The sequence below is a fragment of the Streptomyces spinoverrucosus genome, assembly GCF_015712165.1.
In the GTDB taxonomy this organism is placed as follows: domain Bacteria; phylum Actinomycetota; class Actinomycetes; order Streptomycetales; family Streptomycetaceae; genus Streptomyces; species Streptomyces spinoverrucosus_A.
Map to the genome: position 1 here is coordinate 670,661 of NZ_JADPZX010000001.1, position 13,351 is coordinate 684,011.

The window sequence follows — 13,351 nt, forward strand, 5'->3', positions numbered from 1 at the left end:
GCCCAGAACCCTTGTCAAGGCATTCAGAGGGCACTCCGAGCCGTGCACTGCGTTGCGTTATCCAGAACTCAATCCACATAGAACAACAACAGCCCGCCGCATCGACTCGCGGTGACCGCGAGCCGAGGGCGGGCGCGTGAGGAACGCCGGTGGCGTCAGAAGCCGCGGTCGATCCACTCCTGGAGGTGCGGGGCCTCGGCGGCGACGGTGGTCGTCTCCCCGTGTCCGGTGTGCACGACGGTGCCTCCGGGCAGCGTCAGCAGCCGGTCCCGGATCGACTCGACGATGGTCGGGAAGTGGCTGTACGACCGTCCCGTCGCCCCCGGCCCGCCCGCGAAGAGCGTGTCGCCGCTGAAGAGCGCCGACAGGGCCGGCGCGTATAGGCAGACCGCGCCGGGGGCATGGCCGGGCGTGTGCAGCACGGTCAGCTCGGTGCCGGCCACCGTGAGGCCCTGACCGTCGGTCAGTTCGGCGTCCGGCGTCCTGTCGGGGTGGGTCTGCTTCCACAGCGGCAGGTCGTCCGGGTGGAGGAGGACCGGGGCGCCCGTGTGCGCCGCGAGTTCGGGCGCGGCGCCGATGTGGTCGTTGTGCGCGTGCGTGCACACGATCGCGGCGAGGCGCCGGTCGCCGACGGCCCGGGCGATGGCCTCGGCGTCGTGCGCGGCGTCGATGACGATCGCCTCGCTGTCGTCGCCGACGATCCACACGTTGTTGTCGACGTCCCAGGTGCCGCCGTCCAGCGAGAACGTGCCCGAGGTGACGAGGTGTTCGATGCGGGCGGCCATCAGAGGACCACCACCGAGCGCAGCACGTCGCCGTGGTGCATCCGCTCGAAGGCCTTCTCGACCTCGTCCAGCGCGATGGTCTCCGTGACGAAGGCGTCCAGGTCGAGCCGACCCTGGAGGTAGAGGTCGATGAGCATCGGGAAGTCGCGGGAGGGCAGGCAGTCGCCGTACCAGGAGGACTTCAGGGACCCGCCACGGCCGAAGACGTCCAGCAGCGGCAGTTCCAGCTTCATCTCCGGGGTCGGTACGCCGACCAGGACGACCGTACCGGCGAGGTCGCGGGCGTAGAAGGCCTGCTTGTACGTCTCCGGGCGGCCGACCGCCTCGATGACGACGTCGGCGCCGAAGCCGCCGGTCAGCTCGCGGATCGCCTCGACCGCGTCGGCTTCCTTGGAGTTGACGGTGTGGGTCGCGCCGAGGTTCTCGGCCGTCTCCAGCTTGCGGTCGTCGATGTCGACCGCGATGACCTTGGCCGCGCCCGCCAGGTTCGCCCCGGCGATCGCCGCCGCCCCGACACCGCCGCAGCCGATGACGGCGACCGAGTCACCTCGGCCGACGTTGCCGGTGTTGATGGCCGCGCCGATGCCGGCCATCACGCCGCACCCCAGCAGACCGGCGGCGGCCGCCGAAGCGGTCGGGTCGACCTTGGTGCACTGCCCGGCCGCGACCAGCGTCTTCTCCGCGAAGGCGCCGATGCCCAGGGCCGGCGACAGCTCGGTGCCGTCCAGCAAGGTCATCTTCTGTTCGGCGTTGTGCGTGTTGAAGCAGTACCACGACTCTCCGCGCAGACAGGCACGGCACTGGCCGCACACCGCACGCCAGTTGAGGATCACGAAGTCGCCGGGCGCGACATCGGTGACCCCCTCCCCCACCGACTCCACGATCCCCGCGGCCTCATGCCCCAGCAGGAACGGGAAGTCGTCGTTGATGCCGCCCTCGCGATAGTGCAGATCGGTGTGGCAGACCCCGCAGGCCTCGATCTTCACGAGCGCCTCACCCGGACCCGGGTCGGGCACGATGATCGTTTCCAGGCTGGCGGGGGCGCCCTTGCCCCGCGCGACGACAGCACGGACCTGGTGCGTCATGGCCACTCCTCGACTGGTCGAGAGTTGAATCAGATGTTGCTCATTGCGGCACACATCTCACGTGTCGCAACACAGCATCGTTGAGCGCCGACCGGGGGTCAAGGAGCGCGACGAGGGTTCTCCCAGCTGGTCGGGATCCCTGTGCGGCAGCACGAACCTGGCGGGGTCGCCGCACATGGCGGTGCCACGACCCCGCCGGGCGCGGGTCCCGCCGGTCTCAGCGGGTGGAGGAGGATGTCGTTTCCGTCTCCTCCGTGGGTTGCGTGGACTGCGCGGCGGGCGGTCTCCAGCGCCGCGATGATGCGCAGCGCGCTGGACTTGGGGGCGCCCGTGACGGACACCCCGGCCGGAAGGTTCCGGCGAGCGGCGTGCCGCCTGATCGACCCGCTGGACGAGATGGCCGCCCTGCAGCCGGAGCTGGACATACCCGGTCACCGCCTGCCCCGCACCTCCGCCCGCCCCTCCGCCATCACCGCGACCTGCGACCGCCTGCTCCCCTTCGAGGCTCCGTCACCCTGCGCTGCCGGGGGCGCCGCTGCTTCGCGCATTCCGCGACCGTCTGCTGACCGAGTTCGCGGCGGGCCTCGGCAATGGCTGATGCCGTCGTGTTCTTCTCCGCGTAGATCTGCGTGAGACGCTCGACCGCGTCGTCCTGGGCGCTTTGGCCAGCCACTTCACGCTGCTTACCGAGTTCCCGGAACCGAATCGCGTACGGGTGCAGGCAACGGGTCGGCTTGGCACAGTAGCCGTCCTTGACTCCCCGGCCCGAGGTCGGCAACACCAGGACGCAACCACGTTTGATGCCGACTGCTTGCTGACATCAGCCCGGTAACATGCCTTTGCTTCGGGAATGACCAAGCGTTAGGTCTTGGACTTGAACATGGTGCGCAGCACTTTGGACTCCCGAAAGACGGCTCCCTGCCCGCGTTCTGCAGGTCAAGGGCGTTCTTCACTCTGACGACATGGCTCCTGCCTGCGTTCCCGTGCGAACCAGGCTGTTGTGACGTCACCGAGCACGCGCCTGACGCCACATCAGGAACGTGAAGGGCACAGGAAGGGTCGCCTCCCGAGGGCACCCAAGATCAGATGGCCTCCGCGCCGGCGGTCCGGCTCGCCTCCGCGACCAGGCGCGAGCCAGGAGCGGTGAGACATCGGTGACGGTGGCAAAGGAGCGCCAGAAGAGGGCGGTCCGGGGGTGGGCCATCTCGTGGTCGAAGGGGCACCACAGGACCTGGAGGAGGTCCGCGTCGGGCGGGTGCGGGAAGGGGACGTCGCGAGCGTAGAGCTGGGCGACGGGGAGGAGGGGGATCGGGCCGTCGAACCACGGGCGGTCCGCGAGCCGCTCCCAGGTCGCCCGTTCCTCGGGTCCACTGGGGTGCCTCGGGTTCGAGGCGCCGCCGCTCCGCCGCTACGGCGAGATCGCGGCGGAGGAGCCGGACGTCGTCCGGGGAGTGGACCACCGGCGCCGCGTGCCGGTCGTGCGGCTCGGCGCAGTACGGCCACAGCTCCGTCGGCGGGCCACAGCAGCGGCCCGCCGACGGAGCTGTCGTGCACCGTCGGCGACCCCGGCCGCGGGTGCAGCCGGGTCGCCGTGCGCGCCAGCGGGGCCAGCTGAGGGAAGAGCGCGGTCACGTCGAACGGCCGCGGTGGGGTGGTGAACTCATGCCGGCTCCCGGCGTGACGGTCACTGCACCAGCTCGATATGGGCGTGGGACGGGTCGGCCGGGCAGGCGTGGAGCTGGAGACTGTGGCCGCCGGCGATCCCGATCAGGGTGAAGTTTGCGGGCGGGGTGCCGCGGAGGAGGGGAGTCGGGTGCGTCCGCTCCTCCTCGGGGGCCCAGCTGTCGCTGCCGGCATCCCATTCGAGGGTGGCGACGGTGAGGAGCGGGAGCGCCTCGGTGCCGCATTCCGGGCAGCGGCGGGGCATGGGGTCGGACAGGCCCCAGCGGGACCAGCCGCCGGTCTTCCAGCCGGGCGAAGTGGACAGCTCGTTCTCGTAGAACTCCCGCGGGGTGGCGGGGCAGGAGCCGTCCCACCGGCTCGGGTCGCCCAGCTCCTGCCGCAGCTCCTTGTCCAGCTCCATGAAGGCGGGGTACTCCGTGACCCGCTCCGGTGCCAGCAGGGACGGCTCCGGGAGATAGCCCTGGGACTTGATCGCGGGCGGCTCGGGCGCCGCGCCGAGGACGTCGGTGACGGTGCCGGCGGAGCGCCAGAAGACCGCGGTGCGGGGGTGGGCCGGGTGGTCGAAGGGGCACCACAGGACCTGGAGGAGGTCGGCCCCGGGCGGGCTGAACGGGAGCTGGACGTCACGGGCGTACAGCTGGGCGACAGGGAGCAGAGGGACCGGGTCCTCGGGCCAGGGGCGACCCTGGAGGATCCGCTTCTCGGTGGCCAGTTCCTCAGGCGTGGGCCGGGAGGCCGGGCCGCCGAGGTGCCGCCGGCTCTCTATCGCCGCCTGGATATGGCGGAGGCGCCGGATGTCGTCCGGGGACAGAACCCTGCGCGTCGCACCCCTCTCGTGCGGTCCTTCGCAGTGCGGCCACGGCTCGTCGGTGGGCCACAGCAGCGGCCCACCGACGGAACTGTCGTGCACCGTCGGTGACCCCGGCCGCGGATGCAGCCGGGTCGCCGTCCGCGCCAGCGGGGCCAGTTGAGGGAAGAGCGCGGTCACGTCCAGCGGCCGCGGCGGGGTGGTGAAACTCATGCTGGCTCCCGAGGGCACGAACAAGGTGTAGAGAGATCAGTTGCCGAGGTTGTGTGCTCCGCCGGTCTGGGTGTTGTAGATGTCGACGTTTTGGAACATCGGTACGACCGAACCGTCCTCGCGCTCGATCTTGGCGCTCATCGTAACGCGCACCGGAATCGTGCTGTCGGCGCTCAGATAGATGGGAGTCACCTCGTAGAGGATCGCGTCGTCCTCGCTGAACGAGGCCAGCCGCACCTCGTCCCGGACCTGCTCCTCGTACTCCCACATGCTGCCTGCACCGGTGTTCATCCCGACCTGCCAGCAGGGCACGAGGTTCTTCGAGATCCGCCCGCCGAGAATGTTGGCGATCAGGTGACACCGGGCGAGCTGTTCGGTGAGATTGCGCGCGGAGGCGTAGTCGGCCGCGTCCTGCCAGCCGGTGATGTCTCCGCCCGCTTCACTGCCGGGGCCGAGCTGTTTGCCCAGGCAGGCGGTGGCCTTGGTCGCCCGGTGGCCGGCCGCGCTCGTCTGGTCGTTCTTCCTGACGTGCGGGACCGGTTCGGTGGTGTTCAGGATCCAGCCGTTGCCGGCCGGGCGCGCACCCCCCGGCGAGATCCCCAGGCACTCCGCGTGCGAGCCGTCGAGCGACGCCGTGAACGTCAGCTTGAACTGGTCGGCGTCGATGACCCGCTGGCCCGCGAAGCCGTCGGCGAGCTGGCTGTCCGCGAACTGCTTGTCAGCGGCGGCGACATGGGCGCGCACACATCGCTGGGAGGTGTCGAGGCTCGAACCGCCGTTGAGCTCGTGGATGACCCATCCGCCGTTGCCGTAGTAAGGAATGAGCTCGGCGCACTGAGCACCGTCCCTTCCGCCCTCCTTCGTCTCCGCGAAGGGGAACTGGGCACAGGTGTCGGTCGGTATGAGGTCGCTGGCGTCCGCGAACGGCTCCGACGCCCCGCTTCCACAGGTGCTGCTCGTACGGCCGTCCACGCCGCTCGTCGACCGGGTCAGTGCGGTGTTGAGCCCCCAGCGGTCGGTGAGGTTCTTCTGGGCCCACAGATACGCCGCCACCGCGCCGCCCTGATCCGAGCCCTGCGTGCTCATCGACAGCTCCGGCATGACCGACGGAACCGCACACCCCGCCACCGAAGTGCCGCCGACCGCGTGGTCGCACCTGATCTGACGCGCGTTCTTCCACGACGCGTTCGGGTCGGTCGCCGTCGCGCCCGGGGACGTCACATACATCGCGTAGGACGTGTAGAAGGAGGCGGAGGAGCCCGCCGTCTGCGCCGAGGAGAAGGTGACGTTGCCGGTGAGGGTCTGGCCGAGGGTGATGGCGCCGCCGTACCAGGGGGCGGTCTTGGTGGCCGTGCAGCCGGCGTCGCAGGAGGCGCGGAACTTGGCGTTCAGAGAGGTGACATCGCCGGACGCGCTGGTCATGGTGACGTTGACCTGCTCGTTCCAGGTCGTGGCGGTCGCGGAGAGGTCGGCGCCGGTGGAGACCGCCAGGGTGCCGCGTCCGATCTCCAGACCCCTGCTGTCGCGGAGGATGTAGGTGACGTTGATGCCGGTCACGCAGTACGAGAAGCGCTCGTAGCTGTAGTTGCCGGGTTGGTGACGTCGCAGCTTCCGGCGGCAGCGGCAGTGGTAGCAGCAGTGGTAGCAGGAGCGGCGCCGGCTGCGCGGGTCTTCGCCTTCGCAGGGGCGGGGGTGACCGTCACACAGGACTCGACGGCGCCCGCGCGGCGCTCCTTGGAGCCCGGCGCGGTGGCGGTGCAGTCCTCACCGGAGCCGGCCGCGAACTTGCTGGTCCCGGTGGTCTCCGCACTGGGCGCTGCGGACTTGGCGGTGGACGAGGTCTTCGCCGTCGCGGGCGGCTCGGCCGCCTGGCTCGTCGCGGCTGTCGTGACGACGAGGGTCAGGGCGGTGAGGACGGTCAGGACCGTCGAGCGGGCGCGTCTCCTTGTCGCGCGCCCGCCACGTATTCCATGCATAGGGGCAGGACCTTTCATTGAGAGCACGGGGGGTGGGGGTGCCGCTTGATTGCGGCACCCCCAGGAAAGAGAAGGGAGGGAAATCAGGCCGCCTTGCCCCAGATGTCGCTGAGGCTCTTCGTGATGCCGGAGACCAGGTCCTCGCCGGTGTCTGTGATCTTGCTGACGACGGGCTTGACGACGCTGCCGCCGAGCGCCTTGTCGGCGGCGCCGAGCCACTTGTAGGCGCCGAAGGAGACCAGGCTCAGGCCGGTGCCGACGGCGGACTCCCAGAAGGCGCCGCTGGTGAAGCCGTGCTCGATGCCCGTGAAGAGGGTGCCGAGGGCGCCCGCGCCCGCGGAGACGCCGGCGAAGAAGCCGGCCGCGGCGAGGGCCGGCGGGAAGACGATGGCGGCGAGGGCGCAGCCGGCCGCCAGGAACCCGGCGCCGATGCTGACCATGTTGGCGGCGTCCGCGTAGAACTGGGCGTCGTTCCACCACTCGTCGGCGTCGCCGTCCGCGGTGCCGTTCGGGTTGACCTGGTTGTTCTTGTCGTTGTTGGCCGGGTCCTGCTTGGCCTCGCGCTCTTCCTGGGCCTTGCGCGCGGCCTCCTTGGCCTTCGCGATCTCCTCGGCCCGCTTCTTGTCGGCGGCGATCTGCTTGGCCTGGGCGTACGCGGCGGCGGCGGCCTTCGCGTCGGCGGAGGCGGCGAGCTCGGCGGCGCGGGCCGCGGCGGCGGAGCGCTGGGCCGCGGCGGAGGAGGCGAGGGCCGCGCGCGCCGAGTCGACGGCCTTGTTGGCCGAGTAGTTGGCGGAGCGGGCGGCGCCGCGGGCGGTGGCGGCGGCGTTCTTCGCCGTGGCGGCGGAGGCCTGGGCGTCGGCGGCCGACTTGTCGGCGGCGTCGGCGTTGTCCCGCGCCTGCTGGGCGTAGTCATCGGCCTTGGCGGCGGAGTCGAGCGCCTTCTGCGCCCACTGCTGAGCCTCGGCGGCGGCGTTGCGGGCGTCGGCGGCGGCTTTCGAGGCGAGGGCCGCGTCCTGCTGCGCCTTCTCCGCGATCTTCGCGGCGGCGGCGATGGCCCCGCGGACGGCGGCGACGTGGGTGGCGGTGTCGAAGTCGAGCTGGGCCGTGCGGTACTGGATCACGGTGATGAAGTTCCGCAGCATCCACTGCGGTCCTTCGAGCGCGACTTCCGCGTAGGCCTTGGTGAAGGCGCCCCCGGTGTGGATCAGCTCACTCGCCCGGACGCGGTCGTCCTCCTGGACGGCCACGGGGTAGGCATGGTCGAAGAAGTGGTTGAGGGACTCGGTCGTGTTCTTGTCGAGCGCGTCGTTACCGGCCTCGGTGACGGCCCGGCCCGCGTTGTCGCCGAGGATCTTGGTGATGGCGACGCGCAGGTCCTCGTCCGAGGCGCGCTTCATGCCGCCGGTGAGGAAGTCGCCGACGGCCTTGGAGTCGTTGCTCTCCAGCGCGGCCGCGGCGGCCGCGGCGACCTTCGGTCCGCCGATCGTCGCCACGTGGAGGGTGGTTTCGCGGTCGTCCTGCGTCTGGGCGAGGGCTCGGTCGAGGTCGATCCAGGCGTAGACGTCGTCGTCGGAGCCGGCGAGGGCGTGCTGGGCGGCCTGCCGGGTGTTGGCCCCGCGGGCCTCCATCAGGGCGACCGCGGCCTGTCGGCCCAGGGTCGCGGCGACCGCCATGTCGCCGGAGTACAGGGCCTCTTCCGCCCTGGATATGAGGTCCTTGGTCGCCTGGGTGTCGCGCTCCTCCATCAGCCGCTTCTCGCGGACGTCGGAGAGCTCGGCCTGCTCGATGGCGGCGAGCTGCTGGGCCTCCTCGATGGCCTGCTGCTTGTCCTGCTCCAGGGTCTGCGCCTCGGCGGCGCGGGCGTTCTTCTCCACCTCGATGGCGTCGCTGACGGCCTTGGTGGCGACGTTGGCGGCCTTCACGGCCTCCGTGGCGTGGGCGGTCGACTTGTTGGCGTAGTCGACGGCCTGACCCGCGTACTTCACGGCCTCCTCGGCGGCGGCCGCGGCCTTGTCGGCGTGGGCAGCGGCGGAGTTGGCGGCGTCCCGGGCGGTGCGGGCCGCCTTGGCGGCGGCGGTCGCCAGGGCCTGGGCGGCGGAGGCGGCATTGGTGGCGCGGTTGGCGGCGCTGGTGGCGATGGCGGCCTGGCGCTTGGCCTCGTCGGCCTCCGCCTTGGCGGCACCGGCGGAGACGGCGGCCTGGGCGGCGGCGGTCGCGGCGGCGGCCGAGTTGCGGGCGGCGGAGGCGGCGGCCAGCCCGGCGGAGGCGGACGCGTCGCCGGCGAGGGCCGCCTTGTCGGCAGCCGCGGCGGCGCTGCGGGCCTTGGCTGCGGCGTTGCGGGCGGCGACCGCGGCGTTCTTGGCGGCCTCCGCCTTGCCGGCGTCCTTGGACGCGGCGATCGCGGCGTTGTAGGCGCGGGCGGCGGCGTTGCCGGCCTTCGCGGCGGCCTGGGCGGCGCCTGCGGCGGCCCAGGAGGCGCGGCGGGAGGCATTCACGGCGGCGTTGGAGGCGTTGACGGCGTTGCGGGCGGCGTCGGCCGCGCCCTTCGCCGCGCTCGCCGCCTTGCGGGCCGCGGCCCCCGACTTCTGCACGTCGCTCTGGGCGGCGGCGGCCTCGGCGGCGGCCTTCTCGGCGGCCTCCTTGGCCTTGGTGGCGGCGGTCTCGGCGCGGGCCCCGGCCTCGACGGCCAGGTTCGTCTCGCGCTCGGCGCGCTTGCCCTCGCGCTCGACGACGGCCACCAGCTCCTCGATGGTCGCCGACTCCTGGTCGCGGGCGCGCGCGATGTGCTGGCCGGTCTCGATGAACCACTCGACGTCCTGGGCGGTGCCGCTGAGCGCGCGGTCCGCGTACTTCTGCACCTCCGGGCCGCCGTTCATCAGCATGGCGGTGACCTGGACCCGGGTGTCCTCCAGCCGCGCGTCGTACTGCTTGTCGGCGAGGAAGGCGACGAGGGCCTGTTCGGTGCCGGCGTTGAGCGCGGCGTTGGCCTCGCGCACCACTCCCCTGCCGCCGGTGGACGAGACGATGCTGGTGGCGACCTGGAGGTCCTCGCGGATAGCGGGTGCGAAGCCCGCCGAGAGGAAGTCGGCTATCGCTTGGTCGCCGTTGTCCAGGGCGGCGACGGCCTCGCGGCGCAGGCCCTTGCCCGCGCGGTCCAGGCTGCGAACGATCGCGACCCGGTTGTCCTGCACGGTCTGCTGCGGCAGCGTCTCGGCGAGGAAGGTCTGGATCTCGGTGTCGGTCCCGTAGAGGGCCATGGTGGCAGTGGCCTTGACGCCCCTGCCGCCAGTCAGCCACGCGCGGACGACCTTGGCGCGATCGGTGTTCGGCAGCGGCACCGGGTCGGCGCCTGCCGTCTCGGCGGCCGCGGCGGTGGCCGGTCGCAGGACCGAGGGGGTGGCGGCGACAGCGGTCGCGGCCGCGAGCGCGCCGAGGACGCGGCGTCTGCTCCAGAAAGCTGTCTGCATACGGGACTTGCCCTTCTAAGAGTAATGCGCTGACGTGTCGAATCTCGCGCCGTGACGGACGGCGGATCCATGGATCGACCCCCGCCACAATTCGAACAGTATCAACGTCATAGAAATTCTCGGGACGTTGGACCTGCCGGGACTCCAACAGGCGTCGATACATGGTGATTTGACGGATCGGCACAATCTTTTTACGGAATCCTGACGCCAGCTCATACAGCCTTCTCCCGTCGTGACACAGGTCACGGAAGACTTGTATCCAATGTCCAGGTATGAGCAGTTCACGGCGCTGGACGTGGGTGCGTCGCCGTGCTGGGATGCCAGGGCCGATGACGATCACCGGGGGTTCGAACAGTGCGTCGCGGAGGCGCGCCAATGGTGCGCAAGGGGGGCTTTCATTCCGCGTGTGCGGCTTTCCCTTTTTCGCGACCGGTGGTTTTCAAGTCCAAGTCCGGGCAGTGGCTACGAAATTAGGGATGCGATGAAGGAAATCAGCACCAACGTCGGAAAGCCGCGGAGAATTCGGCTCACGGTACGGGTACTCGGCGCCGCCGCCGGCGGTGCGCTGGCCTGGATCGCGGTTGTCGGCGGCGCGCAGGACGGGGGCACAGGCACCGCAGAGGCCGGCGACACCGCCGCGCTGGTCGCGGGGGACACCCCCGGCTATGCCGTGGAGGACTTCGACTACCCCCAGGCCGACAAGATCCTGGCGGAGCAGAACATCGTCCTGAAGCGGGGCGACGGCCACATCACGCTCGCCGACTGCGTGTCAGGAACCGGGCAGTTGGAGCTCCTGGCCCGCGACAGGGCCGACAAGATCTGCTTCAACACCGTCGGCAACGAGGGCTGGCTGACCCTGGAGATCCCCGCCGTCTTCTCGTTCAAGGGCAATGACTACTCCACCACGGTCAACATGACCGTCGGCAGCGAGGAGAAGTCCTACGAGATTACCAAGAACACCTGGACGCCGGTGGGCGAGACCGCGGACCCCGAGGGCCGCGACCACATGCTCGTGGAGATCCGGATCACCAAGTAGCCAGGGTCCCGGAACCTCCCTGGTCAGCCCCGGTCCACCGCCGTCAAGGAACCCCTGAGTCCCATCTCTGCAGACCCTTGGGACTGCACCGGACCGGCAGGCAGGGATTCTGTTGGTTTGTTCGGGGCCTTGCGTGACGTCGGCCTTCGAGACCCGGGGCCGACGTTTCCCCAGGTCCGCAGTGACCACCCTGTCCCGGACGTACTCCGGCTCCTGCACCCCCTCCGCCGCGGCGGTCTCCAGCACGACAGCGCCGCCCCTCAGGCCGCCGCCACCTCCGCCATCTCCCCCGCCTCCATCTCCCCCGCCCGTTCCTCGAACTGCGTCCGATACAGCTCCGCGTACCGTCCCCCCGCCGCCAACAGCCCCTCGTGCGTGCCCCGTTCGACGATGCGGCCGTCCTCGAGGACGAGGATCAGGTCGGCGGACCGCACGGTGGACAGGCGGTGGGCGATGACGAGGGCGGTGCGGCCCTGAAGTGCCTCGGTGAGGGCCTCCTGCACGGCCGCCTCGGAGGTGTTGTCGAGGTGGGCCGTGGCCTCGTCGAGGATCACCACCCGCTGGCGGGCGAGGAGCAGGCGGGCGATGGTCATGCGCTGGCGTTCGCCGCCGGAGAGGCGATAGCCGCGTTCGCCGACCACGGTGTCCAGGCCGTCGGGGAGCGAGCGGACGAGAGTGTCCAGGCGGGCCCGGCGCAGGGCGTCCCACAGTTCGTCGTCCGTCGCGGTGGGGCGGGCGAGCAGCAGGTTGGCGCGGACCGTGTCGTGGAACAGGTGGCCGTCCTGGGTGACCATGCCGACGGTGGCACGCAGGGACCCTGCGTTCAGGTCGCGGACGTCGACGCCGCCGACCCGGACGGCGCCCCCGTCGACGTCGTACAGGCGGGGCAGCAGCTGCGCGATCGTCGACTTGCCCGCGCCGGAGGAGCCGACGAGGGCGATGGTCCGGCCGGGTTCGGCGCGGAAGGAGATGCCCCGCAGGACCTCGGCGCCACCGCGGCTGTCGAGGGCGGCCACCTCCTCCAGGGAGGCGAGGGAGACCTTGTCGGCGGAGGGGTAGCCGAAGCGGACGTCGTCGAACTCCACCGACACCGGCCCTTCGGGCACCTCGACGGCGTCCGGCTTCTGTTCGATGAGCGGCTTGAGGTCGAGCACCTCGAAGACGCGCTCGAAGCTGACGAGGGCGCTCATCACCTCGACGCGCGCCCCGGCGAGCGCCGTGAGCGGCGCGTACAGGCGGGTCAGCAGCAGGGCGAGCGACACCACGGCTCCGGGCTCCAGGGTGCCGCGCAGGGCGAACCAGCCGCCGAGGCCGTAGACCAGGGCCAGGGCGAGCGCCGACACCAGGGTCAGCGCGGTGATGAACGCCGACTGCGCGGTCGCCGTACGGATACCGATGTCCGCGACCCGGCGGGCCCGGACGGCGAACTCGGCGGACTCCTCCTCCGGGCGGCCGAACAGCTTGACCAGCGTGGCGCCGGGAGCCGAGAAGCGTTCCGTCATCCGGGTGCCCATGGCCGCGTTCAGCGTCGCCGCCTCCCGCTGCATCCGGGCCATCCGGCTGCCCATCCGCCGGGCCGGGATCACGAACACCGGCAGCAGCACCAGCGCGAGCAGGGTGACCTGCCAGGACAGGGTGAGCATGACGGCGAGGGTGAGCACCAGCGTGACGAGGTTGCTGACCACGCCGGACAGGGTGTTGCTGAACGCCCGCTGGGCGCCGATCACGTCGTTGTTGAGCCGGCTGACGAGCGCTCCCGTGCGGGTGCGGGTGAAGAACGCGACCGGCATACGCTGCACATGGTCGAACACGGCCGTCCGCAGATCGAGTATGAGCCCCTCTCCCAGCGCCGCCGAGAGCCTGCGCCCGAGGATGCCGAGGGCCGCCTCCACCAGCGCGATGAGCGCGATCAGCAGCGCGAGGCGTACGACGGTCCGCTCGTCGCCGTTCGTCACGATCGCGTCGACGACGCGTCCGGCGAGCACGGGGGTCGCGACGGCGAGCAGCGCGGTCGCCACCCCGAGCAGTACGAACAGCACGATCCGGGGGCGGTGCGGGCGGGCGAACGCGGCGATGCGGCGCAGCGTGGCGCGGGCGAGGGGGCGGCGTTCCTGCGTGGCGTTCATGACGCTGTGCAGCTGCGTCCACGCCGTGGTCTCCATGCTCATACAGCCGACGGTAGAACCTCGACCAAACTTGAGGTCAAGCGTTCTGTGCGGGCCCTCGGGGAGATCGTTGTCGGCTCGCTCCCCGTACGTAATCCCCCGTCCGCGCTTCCGCAACCCGCAGTTGAGGCGG

8 protein-coding genes and 1 pseudogene are annotated in these 13,351 nt (G+C 71.0%); 1 reads left to right on the plus strand and 8 read right to left on the minus strand.

Translation table 11 applies throughout. The features are described from left to right. Positions 1–155 precede the first annotated feature (155 nt). From I2W78_RS03100 to I2W78_RS41035, 7 genes and pseudogenes are all read right to left on the minus strand, one after another. Complete coding sequence (locus tag I2W78_RS03100; RefSeq protein WP_196456707.1) at positions 156–785, minus strand: MBL fold metallo-hydrolase; 630 nt, start codon at positions 783–785, stop codon at positions 156–158. Continuing rightward, on the minus strand, positions 785–1,870 hold the full coding sequence (locus tag I2W78_RS03105) for an S-(hydroxymethyl)mycothiol dehydrogenase (RefSeq protein WP_196456708.1): 1,086 nt from the start codon (positions 1,868–1,870) through the stop codon (positions 785–787). The genes I2W78_RS03100 and I2W78_RS03105 overlap by 1 nt, the downstream gene beginning before the upstream one ends. 1,147 nt (positions 1,871–3,017) lie before the next feature. Then, positions 3,018–3,574: pseudogene (locus I2W78_RS40080) on the minus strand (hypothetical protein); the annotation flags it as partial. Next, the gene (locus I2W78_RS03115; RefSeq protein ID WP_196456709.1) at positions 3,555–4,574 is read right to left on the minus strand and encodes a hypothetical protein; all 1,020 of its coding nucleotides are present in this window, start codon (positions 4,572–4,574) and stop codon (positions 3,555–3,557) included. The gene I2W78_RS03115 and the pseudogene I2W78_RS40080, both read right to left, overlap by 20 nt. A gap of 36 nt (positions 4,575–4,610) precedes the next feature. Continuing rightward, positions 4,611–6,131, minus strand: coding sequence for a DNA/RNA non-specific endonuclease (locus I2W78_RS40085; protein WP_307783584.1), 1,521 nt, complete (start codon positions 6,129–6,131; stop codon positions 4,611–4,613). After that, positions 6,128–6,550, minus strand: a complete 423-nt coding sequence (locus I2W78_RS40090) for a hypothetical protein (RefSeq protein WP_230885302.1) — start codon at positions 6,548–6,550, stop codon at positions 6,128–6,130. Before I2W78_RS40090 ends, I2W78_RS40085 begins: the two co-directional genes overlap by 4 nt. Before the next feature lie 83 nt (positions 6,551–6,633). Continuing rightward, the gene (locus I2W78_RS41035) at positions 6,634–10,017 is read right to left on the minus strand and encodes an ALF repeat-containing protein (protein WP_196456710.1); all 3,384 of its coding nucleotides are present in this window, start codon (positions 10,015–10,017) and stop codon (positions 6,634–6,636) included. A 481-nt stretch (positions 10,018–10,498) separates the two neighbouring features. Here I2W78_RS41035 and I2W78_RS03130 point away from each other — a divergent pair, with 481 nt between their 5' ends. Further along, positions 10,499–11,053 carry a hypothetical protein gene (locus I2W78_RS03130; RefSeq protein WP_230885303.1) on the plus strand — a complete coding sequence of 185 codons (555 nt, stop codon included), beginning with the start codon at positions 10,499–10,501 and terminating at the stop codon, positions 11,051–11,053. A gap of 260 nt (positions 11,054–11,313) precedes the next feature. Here I2W78_RS03130 and I2W78_RS03135 read toward each other — a convergent pair whose 3' ends face one another. Continuing rightward, a complete protein-coding gene (locus tag I2W78_RS03135; RefSeq protein WP_196464383.1) occupies positions 11,314–13,215 on the minus strand; it encodes an ABC transporter ATP-binding protein in 1,902 nt (633 codons plus the stop codon). Positions 13,216–13,351 lie beyond the last annotated feature (136 nt).

Bases quoted from the DNA above. Each gene is read 5' to 3' on its own strand.
- I2W78_RS03100 (WP_196456707.1), bottom strand. From the start codon at position 785: ATGGCCGCCCGCATCGAACACCTCGTCACCTCGGGCACGTTCTCGCTG.
- I2W78_RS03105 (WP_196456708.1), bottom strand. From the start codon at position 1,870: ATGACGCACCAGGTCCGTGCTGTCGTCGCGCGGGGCAAGGGCGCCCCC.
- I2W78_RS03115 (WP_196456709.1), bottom strand. From the start codon at position 4,574: ATGAGTTTCACCACCCCGCCGCGGCCGCTGGACGTGACCGCGCTCTTC.
- I2W78_RS40090 (WP_230885302.1), bottom strand. From the start codon at position 6,550: ATGCATGGAATACGTGGCGGGCGCGCGACAAGGAGACGCGCCCGCTCG.
- I2W78_RS41035 (WP_196456710.1), bottom strand. From the start codon at position 10,017: ATGCAGACAGCTTTCTGGAGCAGACGCCGCGTCCTCGGCGCGCTCGCG.
- I2W78_RS03130 (WP_230885303.1), top strand. From the start codon at position 10,499: ATGAAGGAAATCAGCACCAACGTCGGAAAGCCGCGGAGAATTCGGCTC.
- I2W78_RS03135 (WP_196464383.1), bottom strand. From the start codon at position 13,215: ATGGAGACCACGGCGTGGACGCAGCTGCACAGCGTCATGAACGCCACG.